Origin of the sequence: Idiomarina sp. X4, from assembly GCF_002808045.1 — a bacterium.
GTDB lineage: Bacteria > Pseudomonadota > Gammaproteobacteria > Enterobacterales > Alteromonadaceae > Idiomarina.
The window spans coordinates 230,589-251,545 of sequence record NZ_CP025000.1 but is presented as its reverse complement, the minus strand read 5'-3'; the positions used below and the strand labels follow the sequence as shown (position 1 = coordinate 251,545).

General features: G+C 47.5%; 16 protein-coding genes and 4 tRNA genes. 13 read left to right on the top strand and 7 right to left on the bottom strand.

Going from position 1 to position 20,957, the window contains the following annotated elements; genetic code table 11:
* Window positions 1–31: 31 nt before the first annotated feature.
* Both topA and CWC33_RS01310 read left to right on the top strand, forming a co-directional pair.
* On the top strand, window positions 32–2,647 hold the full coding sequence (topA, locus tag CWC33_RS01315) for a type I DNA topoisomerase (protein ID WP_100690478.1): 2,616 nt from the start codon (window positions 32–34) through the stop codon (window positions 2,645–2,647).
* Between the two features lie 110 nt (window positions 2,648–2,757).
* Window positions 2,758–3,480 (top strand): TadE family protein, encoded by a 723-nt coding sequence (locus CWC33_RS01310; protein WP_100690477.1) that lies wholly within the window; start codon window positions 2,758–2,760, stop codon window positions 3,478–3,480.
* An 8-nt stretch (window positions 3,481–3,488) separates the two neighbouring features.
* Here CWC33_RS01310 and folD read toward each other — a convergent pair whose 3' ends face one another.
* A complete protein-coding gene (folD, locus tag CWC33_RS01305) occupies window positions 3,489–4,352 on the bottom strand; it encodes a bifunctional methylenetetrahydrofolate dehydrogenase/methenyltetrahydrofolate cyclohydrolase FolD (RefSeq protein WP_100690476.1) in 864 nt (287 codons plus the stop codon).
* Between the two features lie 237 nt (window positions 4,353–4,589).
* Here folD and CWC33_RS01300 point away from each other — a divergent pair.
* The 11 genes from CWC33_RS01300 to CWC33_RS01250 all read left to right on the top strand — a co-directional run bounded on the left by CWC33_RS01300 (window position 4,590) and on the right by CWC33_RS01250 (window position 13,842).
* A tRNA-Pro gene (locus CWC33_RS01300) sits at window positions 4,590–4,666 on the top strand.
* A gap of 30 nt (window positions 4,667–4,696) precedes the next feature.
* Window positions 4,697–4,773, top strand: a tRNA-Arg gene (locus CWC33_RS01295).
* Between the two features lie 27 nt (window positions 4,774–4,800).
* Window positions 4,801–4,876, top strand: a tRNA-His gene (locus CWC33_RS01290).
* Window positions 4,877–4,900: 24 nt separating this feature from the next.
* Window positions 4,901–4,977 (top strand) — tRNA-Pro (locus CWC33_RS01285).
* 94 nt (window positions 4,978–5,071) lie between these two features.
* Window positions 5,072–5,296, top strand: coding sequence for a hypothetical protein (locus CWC33_RS01280; protein WP_100690475.1), 225 nt, complete (start codon window positions 5,072–5,074; stop codon window positions 5,294–5,296).
* Between the two features lie 187 nt (window positions 5,297–5,483).
* A complete protein-coding gene (gene tig / locus CWC33_RS01275; protein ID WP_100690474.1) occupies window positions 5,484–6,785 on the top strand; it encodes a trigger factor in 1,302 nt (433 codons plus the stop codon).
* Between the two features lie 96 nt (window positions 6,786–6,881).
* On the top strand, window positions 6,882–7,502 hold the full coding sequence (gene clpP / locus CWC33_RS01270; RefSeq protein ID WP_088768547.1) for an ATP-dependent Clp endopeptidase proteolytic subunit ClpP: 621 nt from the start codon (window positions 6,882–6,884) through the stop codon (window positions 7,500–7,502).
* Between the two features lie 25 nt (window positions 7,503–7,527).
* Entirely contained in the window at window positions 7,528–8,805 is a 1,278-nt protein-coding gene (gene clpX, locus CWC33_RS01265; protein ID WP_100690473.1) for an ATP-dependent protease ATP-binding subunit ClpX, read from the top strand.
* A gap of 121 nt (window positions 8,806–8,926) precedes the next feature.
* Entirely contained in the window at window positions 8,927–11,251 is a 2,325-nt protein-coding gene (gene lon, locus CWC33_RS01260) for an endopeptidase La (RefSeq protein WP_100690472.1), read from the top strand.
* Window positions 11,252–11,554: 303 nt separating this feature from the next.
* Window positions 11,555–11,827 carry a nucleoid-associated protein HU-beta gene (hupB, locus tag CWC33_RS01255; RefSeq protein ID WP_011234253.1) on the top strand — a complete coding sequence of 91 codons (273 nt, stop codon included), beginning with the start codon at window positions 11,555–11,557 and terminating at the stop codon, window positions 11,825–11,827.
* A 146-nt stretch (window positions 11,828–11,973) separates the two neighbouring features.
* Window positions 11,974–13,842, top strand: a complete 1,869-nt coding sequence (locus tag CWC33_RS01250; protein WP_100690471.1) for a SurA N-terminal domain-containing protein — start codon at window positions 11,974–11,976, stop codon at window positions 13,840–13,842.
* A gap of 50 nt (window positions 13,843–13,892) precedes the next feature.
* On the opposite strand, the gene CWC33_RS01245 is transcribed toward CWC33_RS01250, so the two are convergent.
* From CWC33_RS01245 to CWC33_RS01220, 6 genes are read right to left on the bottom strand one after another with little or no spacing between them, the layout of a single operon-like run.
* The gene (locus CWC33_RS01245) at window positions 13,893–15,620 is read right to left on the bottom strand and encodes a BatD family protein (RefSeq protein ID WP_100690470.1); all 1,728 of its coding nucleotides are present in this window, start codon (window positions 15,618–15,620) and stop codon (window positions 13,893–13,895) included.
* Window positions 15,614–17,458 carry a vWA domain-containing protein gene (locus CWC33_RS01240; protein WP_100690469.1) on the bottom strand — a complete coding sequence of 615 codons (1,845 nt, stop codon included), beginning with the start codon at window positions 17,456–17,458 and terminating at the stop codon, window positions 15,614–15,616. Before CWC33_RS01240 ends, CWC33_RS01245 begins: the two co-directional genes overlap by 7 nt.
* Window positions 17,455–18,438: a vWA domain-containing protein gene (locus CWC33_RS01235; RefSeq protein WP_100690468.1), complete on the bottom strand. Its 984-nt coding sequence runs from the start codon at window positions 18,436–18,438 to the stop codon at window positions 17,455–17,457. Before CWC33_RS01235 ends, CWC33_RS01240 begins: the two co-directional genes overlap by 4 nt.
* Window positions 18,431–18,916 (bottom strand): DUF4381 domain-containing protein, encoded by a 486-nt coding sequence (locus CWC33_RS01230; RefSeq protein WP_100690467.1) that lies wholly within the window; start codon window positions 18,914–18,916, stop codon window positions 18,431–18,433. The genes CWC33_RS01235 and CWC33_RS01230 overlap by 8 nt, the downstream gene beginning before the upstream one ends.
* Window positions 18,913–19,872 (bottom strand): DUF58 domain-containing protein, encoded by a 960-nt coding sequence (locus CWC33_RS01225; protein ID WP_100690466.1) that lies wholly within the window; start codon window positions 19,870–19,872, stop codon window positions 18,913–18,915. The genes CWC33_RS01230 and CWC33_RS01225 overlap by 4 nt, the downstream gene beginning before the upstream one ends.
* On the bottom strand, window positions 19,872–20,828 hold the full coding sequence (locus CWC33_RS01220; RefSeq protein WP_058579430.1) for an AAA family ATPase: 957 nt from the start codon (window positions 20,826–20,828) through the stop codon (window positions 19,872–19,874). The genes CWC33_RS01225 and CWC33_RS01220 overlap by 1 nt, the downstream gene beginning before the upstream one ends.
* Between the last annotated feature and the right edge of the window lie 129 nt (window positions 20,829–20,957).

The window sequence follows — 20,957 nt, the reverse complement described above, 5'->3', positions numbered from 1 at the left end:
CGGTCATCTATAACAAGAGAACGATTATTCTATGGCTAAATCGCTCGTCATTGTCGAGTCTCCGGCAAAAGCCAAAACCATTAATAAGTACTTAGGTAAGGACTTTGTGGTTAAGTCCAGTGTTGGTCACGTGCGTGATCTGCCAACACGTGCGACTGAAACGGTAAAAAGTAAGCCGGCAGCAGAAGTTCGCAAAATGTCGCCTGAAGCTAAAGCGAAGTATCAAAAAGAGCGTGACTATAAACGCTTAATCGCTCGTATGGGTATTGATCCTGAAAACAACTGGGAAGCCCATTACGAAGTACTTCAGGGAAAAGAGAAAGTCGTTAAAGAACTCAAACAGCTGGCGAAAAAGTCAGATGAAATTATTCTCGCAACGGATTTGGACCGCGAAGGGGAGGCAATAGCCTGGCACTTGCGGGAATTAATTGGTGGCGAGGACGACCGCTTTAAGCGTGTGGTATTTAACGAAATTACCAAAAATGCCATTCAGGAAGCATTTAAACACCCGGCACAATTAAACACGGACCGTGTTAATGCTCAGCAAACGCGACGCTTTTTAGATCGTGTGGTAGGTTTCATGGTGTCGCCGCTCTTGTGGAAAAAGGTTGCAAGAGGTTTGTCTGCCGGACGAGTACAGTCAGTCGCTGTACGCTTGGTAGTCGAGCGCGAGCGCGAAATTAAAGCTTTTGTACCGGAAGAATACTGGGATGTTTATGCCGACTTGGCCAGCACGGCGAACGACAAGCTTCGCATGCAGGTGGTGAAAGAGTCAGGTAAGAACTTCCGCCCGGTCAACGAAAAAGAAACCAATAAAGCCTTAAATTTATTGAAAGGCGCAGACTACGAGATAACTTCTCGTGAAGATAAGCCGACTTCCAGCAAACCTGGTGCGCCTTTTATTACGTCGACCCTGCAACAGGCGGCGAGTACTCGCTTAGGTTTTGGTGTTAAGAAAACGATGATGCTTGCACAGCGTCTTTATGAGGCGGGACACATCACTTATATGCGTACCGACTCAACGAATTTGAGTTCAGAAGCGGTTAGCGCCTGTCGTGATCTCATTGAAAATGAATTCGGTAAAAAGTACTTACCAGAGTCAGCGAATCGTTATGGCGCAAAAAGTAATGCTCAGGAAGCGCACGAGGCGATACGTCCATCCGATGTAAAAATAAAGGCGTCCTCACTGTCGTCAATGGATAGGGACGCACAGCGTCTGTACGAGCTCATTTGGCGTCAATTCGTTGCGTGTCAAATGACACCGGCGAAATACGATAGCACGACTTTAATCGCGACTGCCGGCGACTTTGAATTGAAGGCGCGCGGTCGAGTAATGCGTTTTCCGGGTTGGACGAAAGTCATGCCTCCGTCGTCGAAAAAAGACGGAGATACTAACTTACCAGACTTGAAGAAAGGCGACTCATTGTCACTCGAACAGTTAGAGCCTGAGCAGCATTTTACTAAGCCTCCGGCTCGCTACAGTGAAGCTTCCCTGGTTAAAGAACTAGAGAAACGCGGTATTGGCCGACCATCGACGTATGCGTCAATTATTTCAACCATTCAGGATCGTGGCTATGTGCGTGTTGAAAGCCGTCGTTTCTTTGCCGAGAAGATGGGAGAAATCGTCAATGATCGGCTGATTGAAAATTTCACCGAGTTAATGAATTACAACTTTACGGCTGAAATGGAACAGGCGCTTGATGACATTGCTGCCGGAAAACGCCAATGGAAAGAGACGCTGGACAGCTTCTATGAGGACTTCAAACAGCGCCTTGAAAAAGCGGAGCTGGATCCAGCTGAAGGTGGTATGCGTGAGAACAGCGTTGTCATGACCGATATTGACTGTCCGGAGTGCGGCCGCAAAATGGGCATTCGTACGGCATCAACCGGTGTTTTCCTTGGCTGCTCCGGTTATAACCTGCCGCCGAAAGAACGCTGTACTAAGACAATAAACCTGACACCCGGCGAAGAAGCGATAGAAGTTACCGACGAAGAGGAGCGCGAAACTGAAGCCTTACGCGCCAAGAAACGCTGTCCAAAATGCGGTACAGCAATGGACAGCTATTTAATTGACGAAAAACGTAAGTTGCATGTATGCGGTAACAACCCAACGTGTGATGGCCAGTTGCTTGAGCAGGGTAAGTTCAGAATTAAAGGCTATGACGGCCCGACAATTGAGTGTGACAAGTGCGGTTCGGAAATGCAGTTGAAAAACGGGCGTTTTGGTAAGTACTTCGGTTGTACCAATAGTGAGTGTAAGAATACTCGTAAGTTGCTTCGAAATGGTGAGCCTGCGCCACCAAAAGAGGATCCAGTACCGTTACCGGAATTACCGTGTGAGGATTCGGACGCCTACTTTGTGCTGCGTGACGGCGCTTCTGGTATCTTTTTATCAGCAAATACTTTTCCGAAATCTCGAGAAACGCGAGCGGTTACGGTAAAAGAGTTGGCCCGTTTTAAAGATCGTCTACCGAAAAAGTTTCTGTACCTGGCTGACGCTCCGCAGGAAGACGACGACGGTAACGACGCTATTGTTCGATTCTCGCGGAAAAATAAAGAGCAGTACGTGGTAACAGAAGTGAATAAAAAACAAACGGGTTGGAAAGCCTTTTACCGTGACGGTAAATGGACTGTTGACGCTAAGTAGTAAAAGGCTCACGAGCCAATACTCAGTTGGCTTATAGCCTGGCGTAAACGTGCTCCGTATAATGCGCGGGTGTCAAAGGTAAGACACCGCACGTTGGACACGGAGGTCCCATGTTATCGTCTAAGTTAGACATAGCACTTCCCGCTGCTTCCTCAGCAGCGGGTTTTTCTTTTTTTACCCTAAAAAAATACTCTCGCGGTCAGGCAAGTATTGAGCTCATTGTTGTTTGGCCGATACTAGTGAGTTTTGTTTTTTTGATTGTTCAGGCGCTTATTATTTGGTGGTCTCAACAAACACTGATGGTCGCTAATCAATACACGGTTCGGGCCGGAGCTATTAATCACGGTCATTACCAGACCATGGTAACGACGCTTATAACTGGGATGGCGGGTTTAGAGCCTCAGCTTGATCAGGACAACCTGGCATACGCCGCTACGTTAGCTATGGCGAAACAACGTCTGCACTTCACGCGCTTTGCGCAACTCGACATTTTGTCTCCGACACCACAAGACTTTCGTGAGTATGCCGAGGAACGCTGGGATTATGATTTAGAACGAGATATTACCGAAATAGCGGTGGATCATTATCATGCTCGGTATGACGAAAATACGCCGATAGAATGGCACGAGGCCAGAGTGTTAAGGATAAAAACAGACTGGTGTCTGCCGCTAAAAATTCCACTTGTCGCTGAAATGTTGAGTTCTGCGCAACAATTCTTAAGTGGTTCCAGTGCAGTTCGTTACTGCAAACTCAGGGAGGGTATGAGTGAGTATCCATTATGGGCATTAACGGATACCGCTCAGCACTCTTTGCAGAGCGGCTTCCGAAGATAATGACTGAATTACTTTCGCTTGTCGTGATAATCGACACAGGCTTGCAGAGTATTTTCAATTAGCGAAGCAACTGTCATAGGGCCGACACCGCCAGGTACCGGCGTAATCCAGCCGGCGCGTTCCGCTGCGGTCTCAAATTCGACGTCGCCGGTTAGGCGTCCATCAGGCAATCGGTTCATGCCAACATCAATCACAATAGCGCCGGGCTTGACCCATTCTCCCGGAATAAACTCAGGCTTACCTACGGCAACAACCAAAATATCCGCGCGCTTAACGTGCTCCGATAAGTCATTGGTGAAGCGGTGACAAACTGTCGTAGTTGCACCAGCCAGCAGCAGCTCCAGGCTCATAGGACGCCCGACGATGTTGGAAGCGCCTACAACGACAGCGTTGAGCCCATGCAAATCAACTTGGGTATGCTCAAGCAAGGTGATAATACCTTTGGGTGTGCATGGACGTAGCGCCGGAATACGTTGCGACAGACGTCCTACATTGAAAGGGTGGAAACCGTCGACGTCTTTATCAGGGCGAATTCTCTCTAAAATAGGGGTGGCGTCAAGACCTGCGGGTAGAGGCAACTGAACCAAAATGCCGTCGACTTCGTCGTCGTTATTGAGTTGGTCAATTAATGCTTCAAGTTTCTCTTGACTCGTTGTCGCAGGCAAGTCGTAGGCAAAGGAGCGAAAGCCGACTTCTTCACATGCGCGTCGTTTGTTGCCCACGTAAACTTCCGAAGCGGGATCTGCACCAACAAGCACAACGGCCAGACCGGGTGCTCTTAGGCCGGATTCAAGCCTTTCCTGAACTTGCTGCTTGACCGACTGACGTACGGCACTGGCGATAGCTTTACCATCAATAATTTGAGCTGACATAACGAGATTCCAAACCTGAGAGAATTCAAGACGATATAGGCTGTTTATTGTAACGTTATTTCACCGTTAATGTCACCGATTGTTGGATAACTCAGCAGGTTGTTTTAAAAGTAGCCAGTCGAGCGCTATTCCGGAAAAAAAGTTTGACGCTGGCATAATCAGCAGGTAATATTCGCCCCCGTTGTCAGCCAGCAATAACGATTTAGACGCTGGTTGTGACAGGGCTTTCAGAGAGTTCGGCGAGTAGCGCAGTTTGGTAGCGCACTTGGTTTGGGTCCAAGGGGTCGCTGGTTCGAATCCAGTCTCGCCGACCATTCTCTTGACGGCAGCGTAAGGTTCGAAGTGCGCCCGTAGCTCAGCTGGATAGAGCAACGGCCTTCTAAGCCGTCGGTCGCAGGTTCGAATCCTGCCGGGTGCGCCAGAACGCGCCAAAGAAAATCACTCAGTGGTGGGTGTAGCTCAGTTGGTAGAGCCCCGGATTGTGATTCCGGTTGTCGTGGGTTCAAGTCCCATCATCCACCCCATTTCTTTATTTCCCATTATTAGTTCGGCGAGTAGCGCAGTTTGGTAGCGCACTTGGTTTGGGTCCAAGGGGTCGCTGGTTCGAATCCAGTCTCGCCGACCATCATTTCTTCATGATCAAATACTTCAATAGTTGCGTAATGCGCCAATAAGGCTAAGCTTATTAGTATCGTTGCTATCAATTGGAGGGCATGATCATGGCAGATTTTGAAACCTGTATGCGCAATCCAGCGGGTTCTTTTCACGAGCCAGAAGATGTGATGAACCGCACTGATTTTAGTAAAGAGCAGAAACTTAAGATATTAAAGCAGTGGCGTTACGACGAATATGAAACGGAAGTGGCGGACCAGGAAAATATGGGCGCTGACAAGCCGGATAAACTGGGCGAAATTAATAACTTAATTCTGCAACTAGAAGAGTAATTACATAAGAACGCGCGCTGCTGCGTGCGTTCTCCCCGTTTTTTACTAAAACCCTCTCGACTCTTAGCTATCACCTCGCTATAATGCTGCGTCATTTTTAAAGGTCAACGCCGTTGCCGTATCTCATTTTTATAATGATAAACAGATGCGAGCGACATTCATTGATTGAAACCGAGGTAATGAAGCAATGCAGGTTTCTGTAGAGACAACTCAAGGTTTAGAACGCCGCGTGACAATCACTGTCCCGGCAGATGCAATTGATAGCGAAGTAAAACGCTTATTGAAAGAAGAATACCGTCACCGCCGCGTGAACGGTTTCCGTAAGGGCAAAATCCCACCAAATGTTTTACAAAAAATGTTTGGTCGCGAAGCGCGCTCACGCGCAGCTTCAAGCGTTATGCAGAGCAAGTATTTTGAAGCGGTAATGCAGGAAAAATTGAACCCTGCTGGCGCACCTGCAATTGAACCTAAAGTTAATGAGCCAGGTAAAGATCTTGAATTCACGGCGACTTTTGAAGTGTATCCAGAAGTTGAAGTGAAAGATTTAGACAAAGTGAAAGTTGAGAAGCCTGCGGTTGAAGTTACTGACAAAGACGTTGATAACATGCTTGAAACCTTGCAAAAACAACATGCAAGCTGGAAAGAAGTTAAGCGTAAGTCTAAGAAAGGTGATCGCGTCACTATGGACTTTGTCGGCTCTATCGACGGTGAAGAATTTGAAGGCGGTAAAGCTGACGACTTCGCTTTAGAGTTAGGCGAAGGCCGTATGATCCCTGGCTTTGAAGACCAAATTAAAGGCATAAAAGCAGGTGAAGAGAAGACCATTGAAGTCACTTTCCCTGAAGACTATCACGCCGAAAACTTGAAAGGTAAAGACGCTCAGTTCGTTGTTACTGCTAAGAAAGTTGAAGAGCGTGAGCTGCCTGAACTGAACGACGAATTCGTTGCTATGTTCGGTGTGAAAGAAGGCGGTGTAGACGCACTGAAAGATGAAGTTCGTAAAAACATGGAACGCGAACTGAAAAATGCAGTGAAGTCGAAGGTGAAAGAGCAAGTGTTGAAAGGTCTTGTTGAAACTAACGACGTTGAAATGCCAAAAGCAATGATTGATCAGGAAATTGATCAACTGCGCAAGCAGGCTGCACAGCGCTTTGGCGGTAACGCAGACCAAATGCCTGAACTTCCGGCAGAACTGTTTGAAGAACAAGCGAAAGAACGTGTCAAAGTTGGCTTACTGCTAGGTGAAGTTATTCGTTCAAACGAACTTAAAGCTGATGACGAAAAAGTAGACGAAATTATTGCGACTGCGGCGTCTGCGTATGAAGATCCGCAAGAAGTTGTTGAGTACTACAAGTCTAATAACGACATGATGCAGCAAGTTCGTAACTTGGCGTTAGAAGAACAAGCAATCGATTTGGTTTTGGAAAAAGCGTCAGTCAAAGATAAAAAAGCAAGCTTTGACGACATTATGAATCCAAAACAACAATAATGTCAGCGTGAGTCCTTGACGGGGCACGCCACAGCTTGGTTTAATGGCTCGTATGACCTCATACGAGCCATTTTTATTTCAGGAGCTTTATAAAACATGTCGAGCGATATTCAGGATCCGATGGCACAGCTAGTCCCTATGGTTGTCGAACAGACATCAAAAGGGGAGCGCTCTTATGATATTTATTCGCGCTTATTAAAAGAGCGCGTTATTTTTTGTTGTGGTCAGGTGGAAGACCACATGGCTAATCTCATTGTGGCTCAGCTTTTATTTTTAGAATCTGACAACCCTGACAAAGATATTTATCTCTATATCAATTCACCCGGTGGTGTTGTGACAGCAGGTATGGCGATTTACGACACCATGCGCTTTATTAAGCCTGATGTGAGTACCGTTTGTATGGGACAAGCGGCTAGCATGGGCGCGTTTTTGCTTGCCGGTGGTGCAAAAGGTAAGCGTTATTGTTTGCCAAATTCTCGCGTTATGATTCATCAACCGTTAGGTGGTTTCCAGGGACAAGCATCAGACTTTGAAATTCATGCGAAGCAAATTTTGGATCTGAAAGAACGCCTGAACCGTATGTTATCTGAGAACACCGGGCAAGATTACGATAAAGTGGCGAGAGATACGGATCGTGACCACTTCCTGGCAGCCGAAGAAGCGGTTGATTATGGCCTGGTTGACGGTATTTTGAGTCAACGCGGCGAAGAAGCCTAAGTTGTATTTGTGGTAGGAGAGTAGAATGACGGATAAGTCCAAAGGCGAAGACGATAAACCGCTATACTGCACATTCTGCGGTAAAAGTCAGCATGAAGTGAAAAAGCTGATTGCCGGACCGTCTGTGTTTATTTGTGATGAATGCGTAGAACTTTGTAACGATATTCTTAAAGAAGAAATTCATCAGCTTGCTCCGGTACCCGATCAGGATGAACTGCCGGTACCGAAAGCGATAAGAAAGCATTTGGACGATTACGTTATTGGTCAGGACCGTGCCAAAAAAGTCTTGTCGGTTGCTGTGTACAATCATTACAAGCGCTTACGCAATTCGGGTAAAGGTAAAGACCAGGTTGAGTTAGGTAAGAGTAATATTTTGCTGATAGGCCCAACGGGCTCAGGTAAAACTTTCCTGGCGGAGACCTTAGCGCGTTATTTGGACGTGCCATTTACCATGGCCGATGCAACCACGCTGACAGAAGCGGGGTATGTCGGTGAAGATGTTGAAAACATTATTCAGAAGCTGCTTCAAAAGTGTGATTACGACGTTGAAAAAGCTGAGCGCGGTATTGTTTACATCGATGAAATTGACAAAATTTCACGCAAGTCTGAAAACCCATCAATTACTCGTGATGTCAGTGGCGAGGGCGTGCAGCAGGCGCTGCTTAAACTAATTGAGGGGACCGTCGCATCAGTGCCACCTCAAGGTGGGCGCAAACATCCGCAGCAGGAGTTTCTGCAGGTCGATACCTCTAAAATCCTGTTCATTTGTGGTGGTGCGTTTGCGGGCTTAAATAAAGTGATTGAGCAACGCTTGTCGACCGGAACTGGGATAGGTTTTGGTGCTGAAGTAAAAAGCAAAGAACAGAGCAAAGAAGGCGAGATTATTGCGCAGGTTGAGCCGGAAGACTTGGTTCGCTATGGCTTAATTCCTGAATTTATTGGTCGTTTGCCTGTCGTTGCTACGCTTGATGAGCTGGATGAAGCCGCGTTGGTTGAAATACTTAAAGAGCCTAAAAATGCATTAACGAAACAATACGCTGCCTTGTTCGACATGGAAGACGTTGAGTTAGAATTCCGTGACGATGCACTAAGAGCTATTGCCAAGAAGGCGATGGCACGCAAAACCGGTGCGCGTGGCTTGCGCTCAATTGTTGAAAGCGTCTTGTTAAGCACGATGTATGAGTTGCCGTCGATTGAAGGTGTTGTCAAGGTGGTCGTCGATGAGTCGGTTATTGCCGGTGAATCTGACCCTATTCTGATTTACGCGAATCAGAAGAAGGACAAGCAAGCGTCGGGCGAGTAGCTTAAATTGCATTAAAAGTAATCAACAAAAGGGCCATTTGGCCCTTTTTTTCTGTTAAGGATTGAACTTTAGCCGAAAGACCGCATATAACAGAGTAAACCAAGGTCGGGAGAAAAGATTAATGAGCGAAGAACGCACCGAACAATTAACGATGCCAGTTCTGCCGTTGCGAGATGTAGTGGTTTACCCGCATATGGTAATTCCACTGTTTGTAGGCAGGGAAAAGTCAATTCGCTGTTTACAAGCTGCCATGGATGCAGACAAGCAGGTTTTTTTGGCAGCGCAAAAAGACGCATCAATAGACGAGCCGGAAAAAGACGATATTTACCAAGTTGGCACGGTTGCAACGATTTTGCAGCTGCTGAAGCTACCTGACGGGACTGTGAAGGTACTGGTCGAAGGTAAACAACGCGCTCAGTTAGATGAATTAAAAGACAGCGAAGAGTATTTTGAAGCGAATATTCATTACCTCGCCGCTGAAGCTTTGTCCGAGAAAGAAGAAGAGGTGCTGATTCGCTCAGCACTGAATCAGTTTGAAGGATACGTCAAGCTCAACAAAAAAATTCCGCCGGAAGTGTTGACCTCGTTGTCTGGCATTGAAGACTTGGATCGTCTCGCTGATACCATGGCCGCGCATATGCCACTGAAGCTGGCAGAAAAACAAGCTGTGCTTGAAATTACCGATGTGCGTGAACGCATTGAGCACCTGATGGCGCTGATGGAAGGCGAAATTGATATTCTCCAGGTTGAAAAGCGCATTCGCAGTCGTGTGAAAAAACAGATGGAGAAGAGTCAGCGCGAGTATTATTTGAATGAGCAAATGAAAGCCATTCAAAAAGAGCTAGGTGAGAGCGAAGACGGCGTTGATGAATTTGAGCAGCTGCAGAAAAAAATAGACGACGCGCAAATGCCGGCTGAGGCGAAAAAGAAAACCGAAGCCGAGCTGCAGAAGCTGAAAATGATGTCACCTATGTCGGCTGAAGCCACGGTTGTGCGGGGCTATATTGACTGGATGGTGGCAGTACCATGGAAAAAGCGTTCACGCATTAAGAAAGACCTGGCTAATGCTGAAAAAATTCTCGACGCCGATCACTACGGTTTAGAGAAGGTAAAAGAGCGCATCATTGAATACCTCGCGGTGCAACAGCGCACGACCAAAGTTAAGGGGGCGATATTGTGCTTAGTCGGTCCGCCGGGCGTGGGTAAAACCTCGCTGGGTCAATCGATAGCGAAAGCGACAGGTCGTCAGTACGTTCGCATGGCCTTAGGTGGCGTTCGCGATGAAGCCGAAATTCGTGGCCACCGTCGTACATACATAGGTTCAATGCCTGGTAAGCTGATTCAGAAAATGTCGAAAGTAGGGGTTCGCAACCCGTTATTCCTGCTGGACGAAATTGATAAAATGTCTGCGGATATGCGTGGCGACCCGGCTTCTGCGTTATTGGAAGTGCTGGATCCAGAGCAAAACGTGAACTTTAACGACCATTATCTGGAAGTGGATTATGACCTGTCTGACGTAATGTTTGTTGCCACGTCAAACAGTATGAACATTCCTGCGCCGTTACTGGATCGTATGGAAGTCATTCGCTTATCAGGCTATACCGAAGACGAAAAGCTGAACATTGCTAAGCGCCATTTACTGCCGAAGCAAATTGAGCGTAACGGCCTTAAGAAAAAAGAAATTACCGTTGATGATAGCGCGATTATTGGCATCATCCGTTATTACACGCGTGAAGCGGGTGTTCGTAACCTTGAGCGTGAATTGTCACGTCTTTGCCGTAAAGCGGTAAAAACAATTCTGCTCGATAAATCAATAACGCACGTCGAAATTAATGGCGACAATCTAAGTGATTACTTAGGTGTGCAACGGTTTGACTATGGTAAAGCAGAAGAAGCTAACCAAGTGGGTCAAGTCACAGGACTCGCCTGGACGGAAGTGGGTGGCGACCTGCTGACTATAGAGGCAACGAATGTCGCCGGTAAAGGAAAAACTACCAGCACCGGCTCATTGGGCGATGTCATGCAAGAGTCCATTCAAACGGCTTTGACGGTTGTTCGTAGCCGTGCAGATAAGCTGGGTATTGCCGAAGACTTCCATGAGAAGCGCGATATTCACGTTCACGTACCTGAAGGGGCAACGCCGAAAGATGGACCTAGCGCCGGTATTGCGATGGTCACCGCTATGGTGTCGTCGCTTACAGGTAAGCCAGTGCGTTCTGATGTGGCTATGACCGGTGAAATTACCTTGCGCGGTGAAGTGCTGGCTATTGGGGGCTTAAAAGAAAAACTCCTGGCAGCGCACCGTGGCGGTATTAAACACGTGTTGATACCAAAAGATAACGAGCGTGATTTAAAAGAAATCGCCGACAACGTCAAGGAAGACTTGGTTATCCAGCCGGTGAAGTGGATAGACGAAGTGCTCGATGTGGCGTTGGTGAAGGATTAACCTTAGCGGTAATACTAAAGTCATATTTGGACGGTAGAATGCGGTCTGCAGGTGCGAATTTAGCCCTCAGCCCGCATTTTTTCGTTAAAAAGTGCGTAAAAAGGGTTTTCAATCTGTAAGACTGTGGTAGCCTAAGGTTCATAGCTACTTCTGAGGGGACTCTCAGAGGAGCTGGGAAAGAAATACGTTCGGTAATAAACGTGCTTGAACAATAATATCAACCTTGATATAAACGTTGTCGGCCCATTTAAAACCGAATGGAACCACGGAAACTTGATAATAACAATCTAAGGGGATGATACTGTGAACAAGTCTCAGCTTATTGACAAAATCGCGGCAGGTGCAGATATTTCTAAGGCTGCTGCTGGTCGTGCTCTGGACTCAATGATCGATGCAGTAACTGATGCTCTGAAAAAAGATGACCAAGTCGCATTAGTTGGCTTCGGTACATTTAGTGTACGTGAGCGTTCTGCTCGCACTGGTCGTAACCCACAAACTGGTGAGACCATTCAGATCGCTGCAGCTAAAGTACCTTCTTTCAAAGCAGGTAAAGCACTGAAAGACGCAGTAAACTAAGAAAGGCGCGTTAGCGCTTTTTTATTGAATTAAATAGTAACCCGGGGTTTAAAACCTCGGGTTATTTTTTATCTGAAGGGTGAGTTTTGCGACGAATCTACTTATAATGTCTCGTCGTTTTACCGGTAAATTAGGAAAGCCTTATTATGTTAGAGAGGATTCGGGAAGGTTCGCAGAGCTTTACTGCTAAAGCCATTCTGGTATTAATCATTCTAACTTTTGCTTTAGCAGGTGTTGGTGGCTATATCACCAGTGGCACAGAAGACGCTGTAGCAGAAGTTAACGGGGAAGAAATTCCTCAAAGTGCTTATGACAGAGCTTATGAAAACGAGCGGAGCCGCTTACAAGAGCAGTTCGGCGATATGTTTTCTGCCATCACTTCAGACCCCAACTACATGAAAAACGTAAGAAGTGGTGTGTTGGAACAACTCATTGACCAGGAACTACTGAGACAATATGCAGAGTCTCAGGGAATGCGTGTTGGTCCAGACCAGGTAAAAGCGGCTATTCGTGATATTCCTCAGTTCCGTACAGCCGGACAGTTCGATAATGACATTTATTTAATGTCATTACGAAATGCGGGGTATACGCCGGAGTCTTTTGCCAACCTAATGCAACAGGACATGACTCGCAATCAGTTATTGCGCGGGCTTGCCGGCAGCGAATTCGTCCTAACGCCGGAAGCTTTGGCGTTTATGCGCTTGCAAAGTCAAACACGTTCAGGTGGTTTTCTGGTACTTAACAACGAAGACTTTGCTGATGCAGTGGAAATTACTGACACTGATGTCGACACTTTCTATCAGCAAAATCAGGATATGTTCCGTACAGAAGAACAGCTTAGCGTGGCTTATGTTGAACTGTCGCTAGCCGACATTGAGCAGTCGGTGGACATTACTGAAGATGAAGTGCGTCAATACTATGAAGAACGCCAGCAACAGTATACGACAGAAGAAGAACGCCGTGTTTCTCACATTTTGATTGAGCATGATACTGAAAATGCGCAGCAGAAAGCGGAAGAGGCGCTTCAGGAACTACAAAGCGGTGCCGATTTTGCTGAAGTTGCTCAGTCCTATTCAGATGATACTTTCTCTGCGGAACAAGGCGGTGACCTTGACTGGATAGAGAAAGGCGTAATGGATGAAGACTTTGACGATGCAGCCTTTGCGCTTGAGAACGTAGGAGATACTTCTGGTGTTGTTGAGACCAGCTTCGGTTATCACATTATTAAGCTGACAGACTTACGACCTGGCTCTGTGACGCCTTTCGATGAAGTCAAAGACGAAGTGAAACAGCAGTTACTGGCTCAACAAGCGGAAGATCGTTATTTCGAGCTGCAGCAAAAGCTGGCGGAAATCTCGTTCGAGCAGCCAGACACGCTAGAACCTGCCGCTGAAGAGCTGGGTGTTGAAGTGAAACGCACAGACTTATTTACACGAAACCGTGCTCCGACAACGTTGAGTGACGATGTTGTGCTGAACAACATTTTCTCTGAACAGCTCATTGATGAGAAGTTGAACAGTGAAATTATAGAAACAACGGATGATCGTTCATTGGTTGTCCGCGTGACTGAGCACCAGCCAGAGCGTGTGAAAGATATGGCTGAAGTTCGTGACCAAATTGTCGAGCAATTGCGCGTAGAGAAGGCTCAGCAGCTTGCTCTGCAACAGGCACAGGAAACAGCTGAACAATGGCGAGCGGGTACAGAGCCGGGTGAAGAGGTTACGTTAGTTGATAGCATTCAACGTAATAACCGTGAGTACGCAAGCACTTTAGTGCAGGAACTGTTTAGCCTGACACCTAAGGCAAATGGCGAGCCTACTTATGAGGCTGTTACATTACCTAACGGGGATGCTGCAATCGTTGCGTTAACCTCAGTAACAGCCGGTAACCCAGACGAAGCTCAAATGGATGGTTTAAAAGAGCAATTACAAAACCGTAAGGCTCAGGTAATGCTTCAGTCATTTATTGATACGTTAAAAGCGGATGCCGAAATTCGCAGAATGCGTCTTCAGTAAGTAACTACGGAGTGGTTGGAAGTTAAGAGCCCGGCTTTAGCCGGGCTTTTTTATTTCTTAAGATGGGTAGGGTACAGTTGCGGCAAGTTTGAGTGTTGTTTTTTTACGTTCAAATTGTCTACTTGCTTTCTGACTTTCTGATAAAGCACTTTACCTTCTGTCCATTGAGAGCCACCAGCATTGTATAGGGACGCCTGCAGCGGCGTTATTTCGTCCTCAATATTCAGATGCTTAGCAACCTCCGACAGGCTATTAACAGAAACGTCCAAATGCGTATGAGCCCAATTAATAAGGCTCTCTTGTGCTGCTTTAGCATCGCTGTTTTTGCAGGCTTTCTGAAAGTCTTGCCATGATTTACTGCGGTTCAAATTATCTGCGTTTTCAGGCTTAACGGTTTTCTCCTGGCGTTTAACACTATTGCGCTTAATCAGCAGGTACAGGTTAAGCATCAACGAAATGGCTAATCCGACCGCTAAGGCCCCGATGACCCAGATCGGAACCAACGGTTTAGACGCAACCGTATTGTTGTCCGGTCTCTCAGAGGTGTTCGTAATTTCAGTATGTTCAGAGTCTGGCTTGCTGTCAGTCGGCGCAGCCTCAGTGATATCACTTTGCGTCATGCCTGCAGGCATGATCACGGGCAAGGTCATACTCTCCGTTTTAGCCAAGGTTCGTTGCTCGGTTTTGGTATTGAACCAAGGCAGCTCAAACTCAGGAATTGTTAAATTACCTGCTTGCTCTGGTACAAGCGCAAAACTGACAGTTTTTTGAGAGATCACCACACCATTTCGAGTGAAACTGTCGGTTTCATCGTTGTCTGGGTAGACTCTGAAGCTGCTCGGAAAGTCTGGTGCTATTTCTGGTAGTTGCTCAGGTTTAACTCCCACCGCCGTCAGCATATAAGACAATGTAATAGGCTCTCCAGCTTTGTACTCCTCCTGCTCTGGGCTTATTGATGCTGATAAGCTGACCAACTCGCTAGGTAACCAGTGTCCGGTCCATGAGTCCGGCACCGGTTGCACATTAACGTCAATGCCTTCGGCTATTGCGCTCACTGGTTGGGTGTTTGAAAAAGAGGAAAAGATTGAGCGCTGCCCCTGTGTGAAAACCTCACCGTCAAAACGAGCGCCGGGTATGGTGATAGAGCCTGATTTGTTAGGCGTTATTTGGTAAACGCGTTGGTAAACCTTATAACGGCGACCGTTGACCATTTGTGTGCTTTCTTCGTCACGGCCTATCTGTTGCACATCGGCATTGTCGACCTGAGGTGGCACCAGATTACCTTTATTTAAGTCGGCTGCCAGAAACAGGCGGGCAACATAGGTAACTGGCTGTTGAAAATAGACATTGGTTGAATCAATTTGCGCTTCAATAAAGGCAATTCTCTGCTCAGTGTTGCTGTCGCTTCCCTGTTCAAGCACTCGCAAATTAATTGGTTTAGACGACACTCCCTTAATAGTAATTTCCGGAATGGTGTACTCGCCGGGAGACTGCGGAATAAGTACCGTGGTAAAGCGCGTTTGTTTGCTCAGTCTACCGTTTATCATGGAGGTTTGACGGCTGACAGAGGTTCGGCCGACAACAAAGTCCTGCAGTAGCTTAGATGCCTCAAATGCATTATTTGATACGTCATCGTTAACCGTGACTGTCAGCACAAAAGACTCGTTTGCGGTTACTGGGTTTCTGTCGACCGTTGCTGTTACCTCAGTTACATCAGCGCTTGCGACTCCACTGAATAGTATGAGTAAAACAACGAGCAAGTTTACGGCTTTTACCATTTTTTCTTCTCTCCTTGTGGCTGAGAAGCTCTACGCTGGTTGCGGCGCTGGCTTTCCAATAACATCTTATTTCTTAGCAATATGCTTGGATCATCCGGTACACGGTTCATCCATTGCTCTAATTGACGTGCTTTTTCAGGATCAATCTCGCCTTCTTTAAACTGAGCATTTTGTTGCTCTGCTTGACCTTCAGCGCTGTCTTCTTGTTGCTTTCTTGCCTGCTCTTTCTCAGCTTCTTCTTGCTGACCCGGCTCTTGTTTATCTTGCTTCTGCTGCTGTTGAGCGTCTCTATTCTGGGGCTGCGACTGAGAATCTGAGTTGTCGCCTTGCTTGTTTTGGCCTTGGTTGTTGTTTTGGTTATTACCCTGTTTATCATTAGACTGCTCAGAATTTTTATCTGACTCTGAGTTTTCATCGCCAGATTCACCAGACTGCTCTTGTTGCTGCTTTTCTTGTAGCTTTTTCACTACATCCAAATTTTCTTTGGCTTGTTGCCAGTCCGGGCGTTGCTCTAATGCTTGTTGGTAAGCTTCTGACGCCTGCTCGAATTGCTGCTGCTGAGCCAGCGCATTACCCCGGTTATAATGAGCTTCGGCCGAGTTGCTTTGGGCAAAAGAATCAGCCGCTTCGGCATACTTGCCTTGTTTGTAGAGTGCCGCACCTTTGCGAAGTGGGTCAGAACTTAGCTCGGATGCTCGCTCGAACTGCTTATTCTGGTAAAGCTGTTGGGCACGCTGCTCGTTGTTTAAAAACAGCGAACTGAGCACGCTCTCAGGAGTGTTCGGCTCAGCCTCCTGAGCATAGGCCTTCGGGGTGGATAACGACATTGGTATGATGAATGTCAGTATGAGTGGCGTCAAAAGGGCACCTCGACGCCAGCTCGCCAGTAATAAAGGCAGAATGAAAAGGGCGAGATAAGGACCCATATCTTTCCAAGCGTCTCCCCGCTGTTGCTGCTCGTTGTCTTTACCTTCACGGCTGAGTGGTGGCAATGCGGTGAGCGCTTCGATGTCGTCGTTAGTTGACGTCGCCTGAACAAAAACACCGTTGGTTATTTGTGCTAAGTCACTTAACCGATCCGGAAACAGTTTCGCTATGACGACTCGACCATTTTCTTTGACTAAACTGCCATTTGCGTTTCGAACGGGAGCTCCGTCTTCTGTACCCACGCCTAAAATTGAAACTCTGTGTTCAATATCGCGCAAGTAGTCCGTTAATGGCTGTAAGTCGCGACTGCTGATACCATCTGTTAACCAGTAAATGTCGCCTTGCGGGTACCCGGCGTTCACGAGAAGCTCGTTAGCCAATTTAAGAGCGCGTAAGGGCTCACTCCCCTCCAACGGCATGATTTCCGGCGACAATGAGGGTATTAAGTTGATTAAATTTCGGTTGTCAGCGGTTAACGGGCTAATGGTAAATGCGTCGTCGGCATAGGCAATTAAGCCCGTGTCGCCGTCAAGACCGGAGCGCACCAGATCAATGGCTTTAAAACGCAACTGGGTCAGTCGGTTAGGCGTAACGTCTTCCGCTAACAGTGACGGTGACATGTCCATAATAACCACCTGACCGGACTCTAACTGATAAACCGGTTGCGGAAGCTTTTCCCAAGTCGGTCCGGCAAGAGCCGCACTGGCAATACTCAGCATTAAAGCAAGTCGGTGAATTGGCCAGCTGGATGCTTTGCCTCCCGAGTTAACCAGCACCTTCGCTAAATGGTCAGGGAGAAACTGATTCCATCCGGCTTCATGTTTATTTTGTCTAAGCAGTCGCCAGTACATAAGAGCAACAGGGAGCAATGCAATAAGCCACCAGGGGCGAATAAAATGAAAGTCGCTCATTGTGACACCCTCCATGGCTTGTACCGACTTAGGGCAAGTGCAATTAAGGCAATAAAGCACAATGAAAGCGGCCAGTGGAATAAGCTGGCTCTGGGGCGAAGCTGCTGAGGGTCATCGTCCACGGGCTCCAGTTCATCCAGCAATGTATAAATATTTTCGAGCTCTTCGGTACTTCTGGCGCGAAAATATTCGCCGCCGGTCTCGCTGGCTAACTTTTGCATTAAGGGTATGTCTAAATCGCGGCTTGGGTTAACCCGGCGCTGCCCAAAAAAGCTGTCAACGACCACTTCTTCCGCGCCAACGGCAATTGGGTAAATAGTGACGTTATAACTTTTGGCGAGCTCTAAAGCTTGTTCTGGCGTTAGGTTACCGGCTGTGTTTTGACCATCAGTGAGCAAAATGAGTACTCGATTGGTTTGCTCATCTTGCTGAAAGCGTTTAACCGCGAGGGCTATCGCATCGCCAATGGCGGTTCTTTCACCGACCAGCCCAAGTACCGATTCATTCAACATTTGTGCAATAGTCTGTCGGTCATACGTCATGGGCGCCTGTAAATAGGCGGTGTCGCCAAATAAGATAAGCCCCAGACGATCGCCTTCGCGACGCGTAATAAAGTCGCTAAGCACATGTTTGACCATCGACAACCGGTCGACCGACTGGCCGTTAATTTCCATATCGGCAATTTCCATGCTGCCCGACAAGTCTACTGCTAACATCATCTCCCTGCCTTCAGAGCGGGTTGCAACCGGCTCACCTAACCATTGTGGACGAGCAGTCGCTGAAACGAGCGACACCCAGGCAATGGCTAGTACCGTTAAGAAAAGCCACTGGCTCTTTAAAGTTTGCTGCTCACTGGACAGCCCATATAAGTTGGGCAGCCGAATAGCCGAGCGGGTGTTCTTGCGAGTGGGTATTAACCACCAGACCAATGCCGGTAGTGGTAATAAAAGAAACATCCAGGGCCAGGCAAACTCAAACATTGTGCTCTCCCGGCATTTTACTCAGGTCTAACTGCAACCATTGGCAGCCAACTGCTTTGTATAGCTCACAAAATGCATTACTTGCTTGTCCGTATAGCTCGCTATTAATGTCGTACTGCTGTAATTCCGCGTTAAAGTTTTGCTGCGACTTTTCGCTCATACCTGAGAGTAAAAACGCGATCCACTCTTGTCCGTGTAAGTTAGAAACCCTTTGCTGAGGATAATATACAAGCGCCACGCGCTTAAGTAATCGGGTGATTTGCTCAGTGGTGGCTGGCGTTAATGTTTGTAATTGCTTGTAGGCTTCACGACGAGCCCGCGCCCTTAACCGCCGTTGAACCAACCAATAGCTAATGGACGCGACAATTGCGATGAATAGTAAGGCGGCACCAAGGCTCCACCAAGTCGGTGGCCACCAACTGGCATCAGCCGGCGGGACAATGTCATTGAGCTGACTGAGCGATGCTTGTTGTATCATGAAATATCGCTCCACTGTACTTCAATCGGTTGCGCACTGCTCACCGGTGTAAACAGCAGCTGCCGGTTTGCAAAACTCTTTTCAAGCGCCTGCCAGTGGCTCTGGGCCGCTTTTTCGTATGTGTCTGTCTGACGCTTATTGGTTAAGTCGATATCGACTTGTTGTTGACCATTAGACACAGCTAAAGGCTGAATGGAATGTCCTTGAGGAAGCGCTTTTTCCATAGGATCATAAACACCGTAGCAACGCACCATGTTATGTTTCGATAACACTTGCAGCCCATCAACAATGTTTTTGTCGGCATTATGAAAATCACTAATAACATGAATAATACTGCCGGGCTTAACCAGTTGACGTAATCGCTTTAACGATTCGGACATAGGCTCTGCGGGAGCCGGCCCCTTTTTCTGCCAGCGCGCTAAGCTATCTCTACTCACGTCAACAAGACCGTGCAATAGCCGTAATACGCCTTGTTGGCGTGCGGCCGGTTTAAATTCATTATGAAGCCAGCCATTGCTAATGAGTCCGCCGACACGGTCACCTTTGTGCTGCGCCTGCCAGGCAATGGCCGCAGCAAGGTGCGCAGCCTGGACCGACTTAAATACAAACTCACTGCCAAATAACTGAGACAATGACAAATCGACCCAAATGAACACGGGCTTTTCTTTTTCTTCCCGGTACAGCTTGGTATGGGCTTTACCGGTTCTTGCTGTCACGCGCCAGTCAATAGCACGAATGTCGTCGCCGGCCTGATAATGCCTCACTTCGTCAAATTCCATACCGCGTCCTCGAACTTTACTGAGTAAAGGGCCGGACACCGTTGTTCTAGGCAGCGTTTTTTTATGCTTAGCAAAAGCGGCAATTTTACTGCGATAATACATGAGCTCCTGCATACCGAGCGAAATACCATCGGTATGCAGTTGTCTTAGCCATTGTGAAACGTCCAGTTGAGGCATTACGGCGCTGGCACCAGTTTCAGTATGGTGTCGATAACTTGATCGTGTGTGACGCCGTCAGCTTCAGCCTGGTAGCTCAGTATGATTCGATGGCGTAATACGTTATGGCAAATGGACATAACATCGTCTGGCGTGACAAAGTCACGACCTGCCAACCAAGCTTGAGCGCGTGCGCAGCGCTCTAATGAAATAGTGGCACGCGGGCTGGCGCCATAACCAATCCATGAAGCCAGGTTGGCGTCATAGTGCTGAGGTTGGCGAGTGGCGATAATTAACTGAACTAAATAATTCTCTACGGCGTCGTCCAGGTAAACTTCCAACACTTCTTTACGAGCATTGAATAAGTCTGCCTGCGTCAGCGGTTTGGGCGCTGGCATTTGCTCGTTGAGCGCTTCCCCGCGGGTCAGTCTGAGAATTTTTTGCTCTGTTTCTGCGTCAGGATAGTCCAGCTTTAAATGCATTAAGAAGCGGTCTAATTGTGCCTCAGGAAGCGGATAGGTGCCTTCCTGCTCTAACGGGTTTTGTGTTGCCAGCACCATAAATAAGTCAGACAGCGGATAACTGCGTTGTCCCACGGTAATTTGGCGTTCGGCCATAGCCTCCAGCAACGCTGACTGAACCTTGGCCGGAGCCCGGTTAATCTCATCCGCTAAAATCAAGTTATGGAACAAAGGACCTTGTTGGAACTCAAAAGTCCCGGTCTCGGGACGGTAAATATCCGTACCGGTCAAGTCAGCGGGTAGTAAGTCGGGAGTAAACTGAATACGGTGAAAATCGCCCTCAATGCCATTCGCTAAGCTCTGCACTGCGCGAGTTTTGGCAAGGCCTGGCGGTCCTTCCACCAATAAGTGTCCATCGGCTAATACCGCGATTAATAAATTACGGGTAAAGTCGGGTTGTCCCAGAACCTGCTGATTCAGGTAGTCTTGTAATTGTTGAAATGCTGTCGATGACATCTTGACTCCAGGCTGTCGAATCCGGTGAAAAGTGACTATGCTGTCAGTACCGTTTATGCAATGACAGTAACAATGTAGTCTTTGTTCCGAATTTTCAATTGTATTGCCATACTGTACCGAAAACGAAGG

Bases quoted from the DNA above. Each gene is read 5' to 3' on its own strand.
- CWC33_RS01220 (WP_058579430.1), bottom strand. From the start codon at position 20,828: ATGTCATCGACAGCATTTCAACAATTACAAGACTACCTGAATCAGCAG.
- CWC33_RS01225 (WP_100690466.1), bottom strand. From the start codon at position 19,872: ATGCCTCAACTGGACGTTTCACAATGGCTAAGACAACTGCATACCGAT.
- clpP (WP_088768547.1), top strand. From the start codon at position 6,882: ATGTCGAGCGATATTCAGGATCCGATGGCACAGCTAGTCCCTATGGTT.
- CWC33_RS01235 (WP_100690468.1), bottom strand. From the start codon at position 18,438: ATGTTTGAGTTTGCCTGGCCCTGGATGTTTCTTTTATTACCACTACCG.
- lon (WP_100690472.1), top strand. From the start codon at position 8,927: ATGAGCGAAGAACGCACCGAACAATTAACGATGCCAGTTCTGCCGTTG.
- topA (WP_100690478.1), top strand. From the start codon at position 32: ATGGCTAAATCGCTCGTCATTGTCGAGTCTCCGGCAAAAGCCAAAACC.
- folD (WP_100690476.1), bottom strand. From the start codon at position 4,352: ATGTCAGCTCAAATTATTGATGGTAAAGCTATCGCCAGTGCCGTACGT.
- CWC33_RS01310 (WP_100690477.1), top strand. From the start codon at position 2,758: ATGTTATCGTCTAAGTTAGACATAGCACTTCCCGCTGCTTCCTCAGCA.
- clpX (WP_100690473.1), top strand. From the start codon at position 7,528: ATGACGGATAAGTCCAAAGGCGAAGACGATAAACCGCTATACTGCACA.
- tig (WP_100690474.1), top strand. From the start codon at position 5,484: ATGCAGGTTTCTGTAGAGACAACTCAAGGTTTAGAACGCCGCGTGACA.
- CWC33_RS01230 (WP_100690467.1), bottom strand. From the start codon at position 18,916: ATGATACAACAAGCATCGCTCAGTCAGCTCAATGACATTGTCCCGCCG.
- CWC33_RS01250 (WP_100690471.1), top strand. From the start codon at position 11,974: ATGTTAGAGAGGATTCGGGAAGGTTCGCAGAGCTTTACTGCTAAAGCC.
- CWC33_RS01280 (WP_100690475.1), top strand. From the start codon at position 5,072: ATGGCAGATTTTGAAACCTGTATGCGCAATCCAGCGGGTTCTTTTCAC.
- CWC33_RS01240 (WP_100690469.1), bottom strand. From the start codon at position 17,458: ATGAGCGACTTTCATTTTATTCGCCCCTGGTGGCTTATTGCATTGCTC.
- CWC33_RS01245 (WP_100690470.1), bottom strand. From the start codon at position 15,620: ATGGTAAAAGCCGTAAACTTGCTCGTTGTTTTACTCATACTATTCAGT.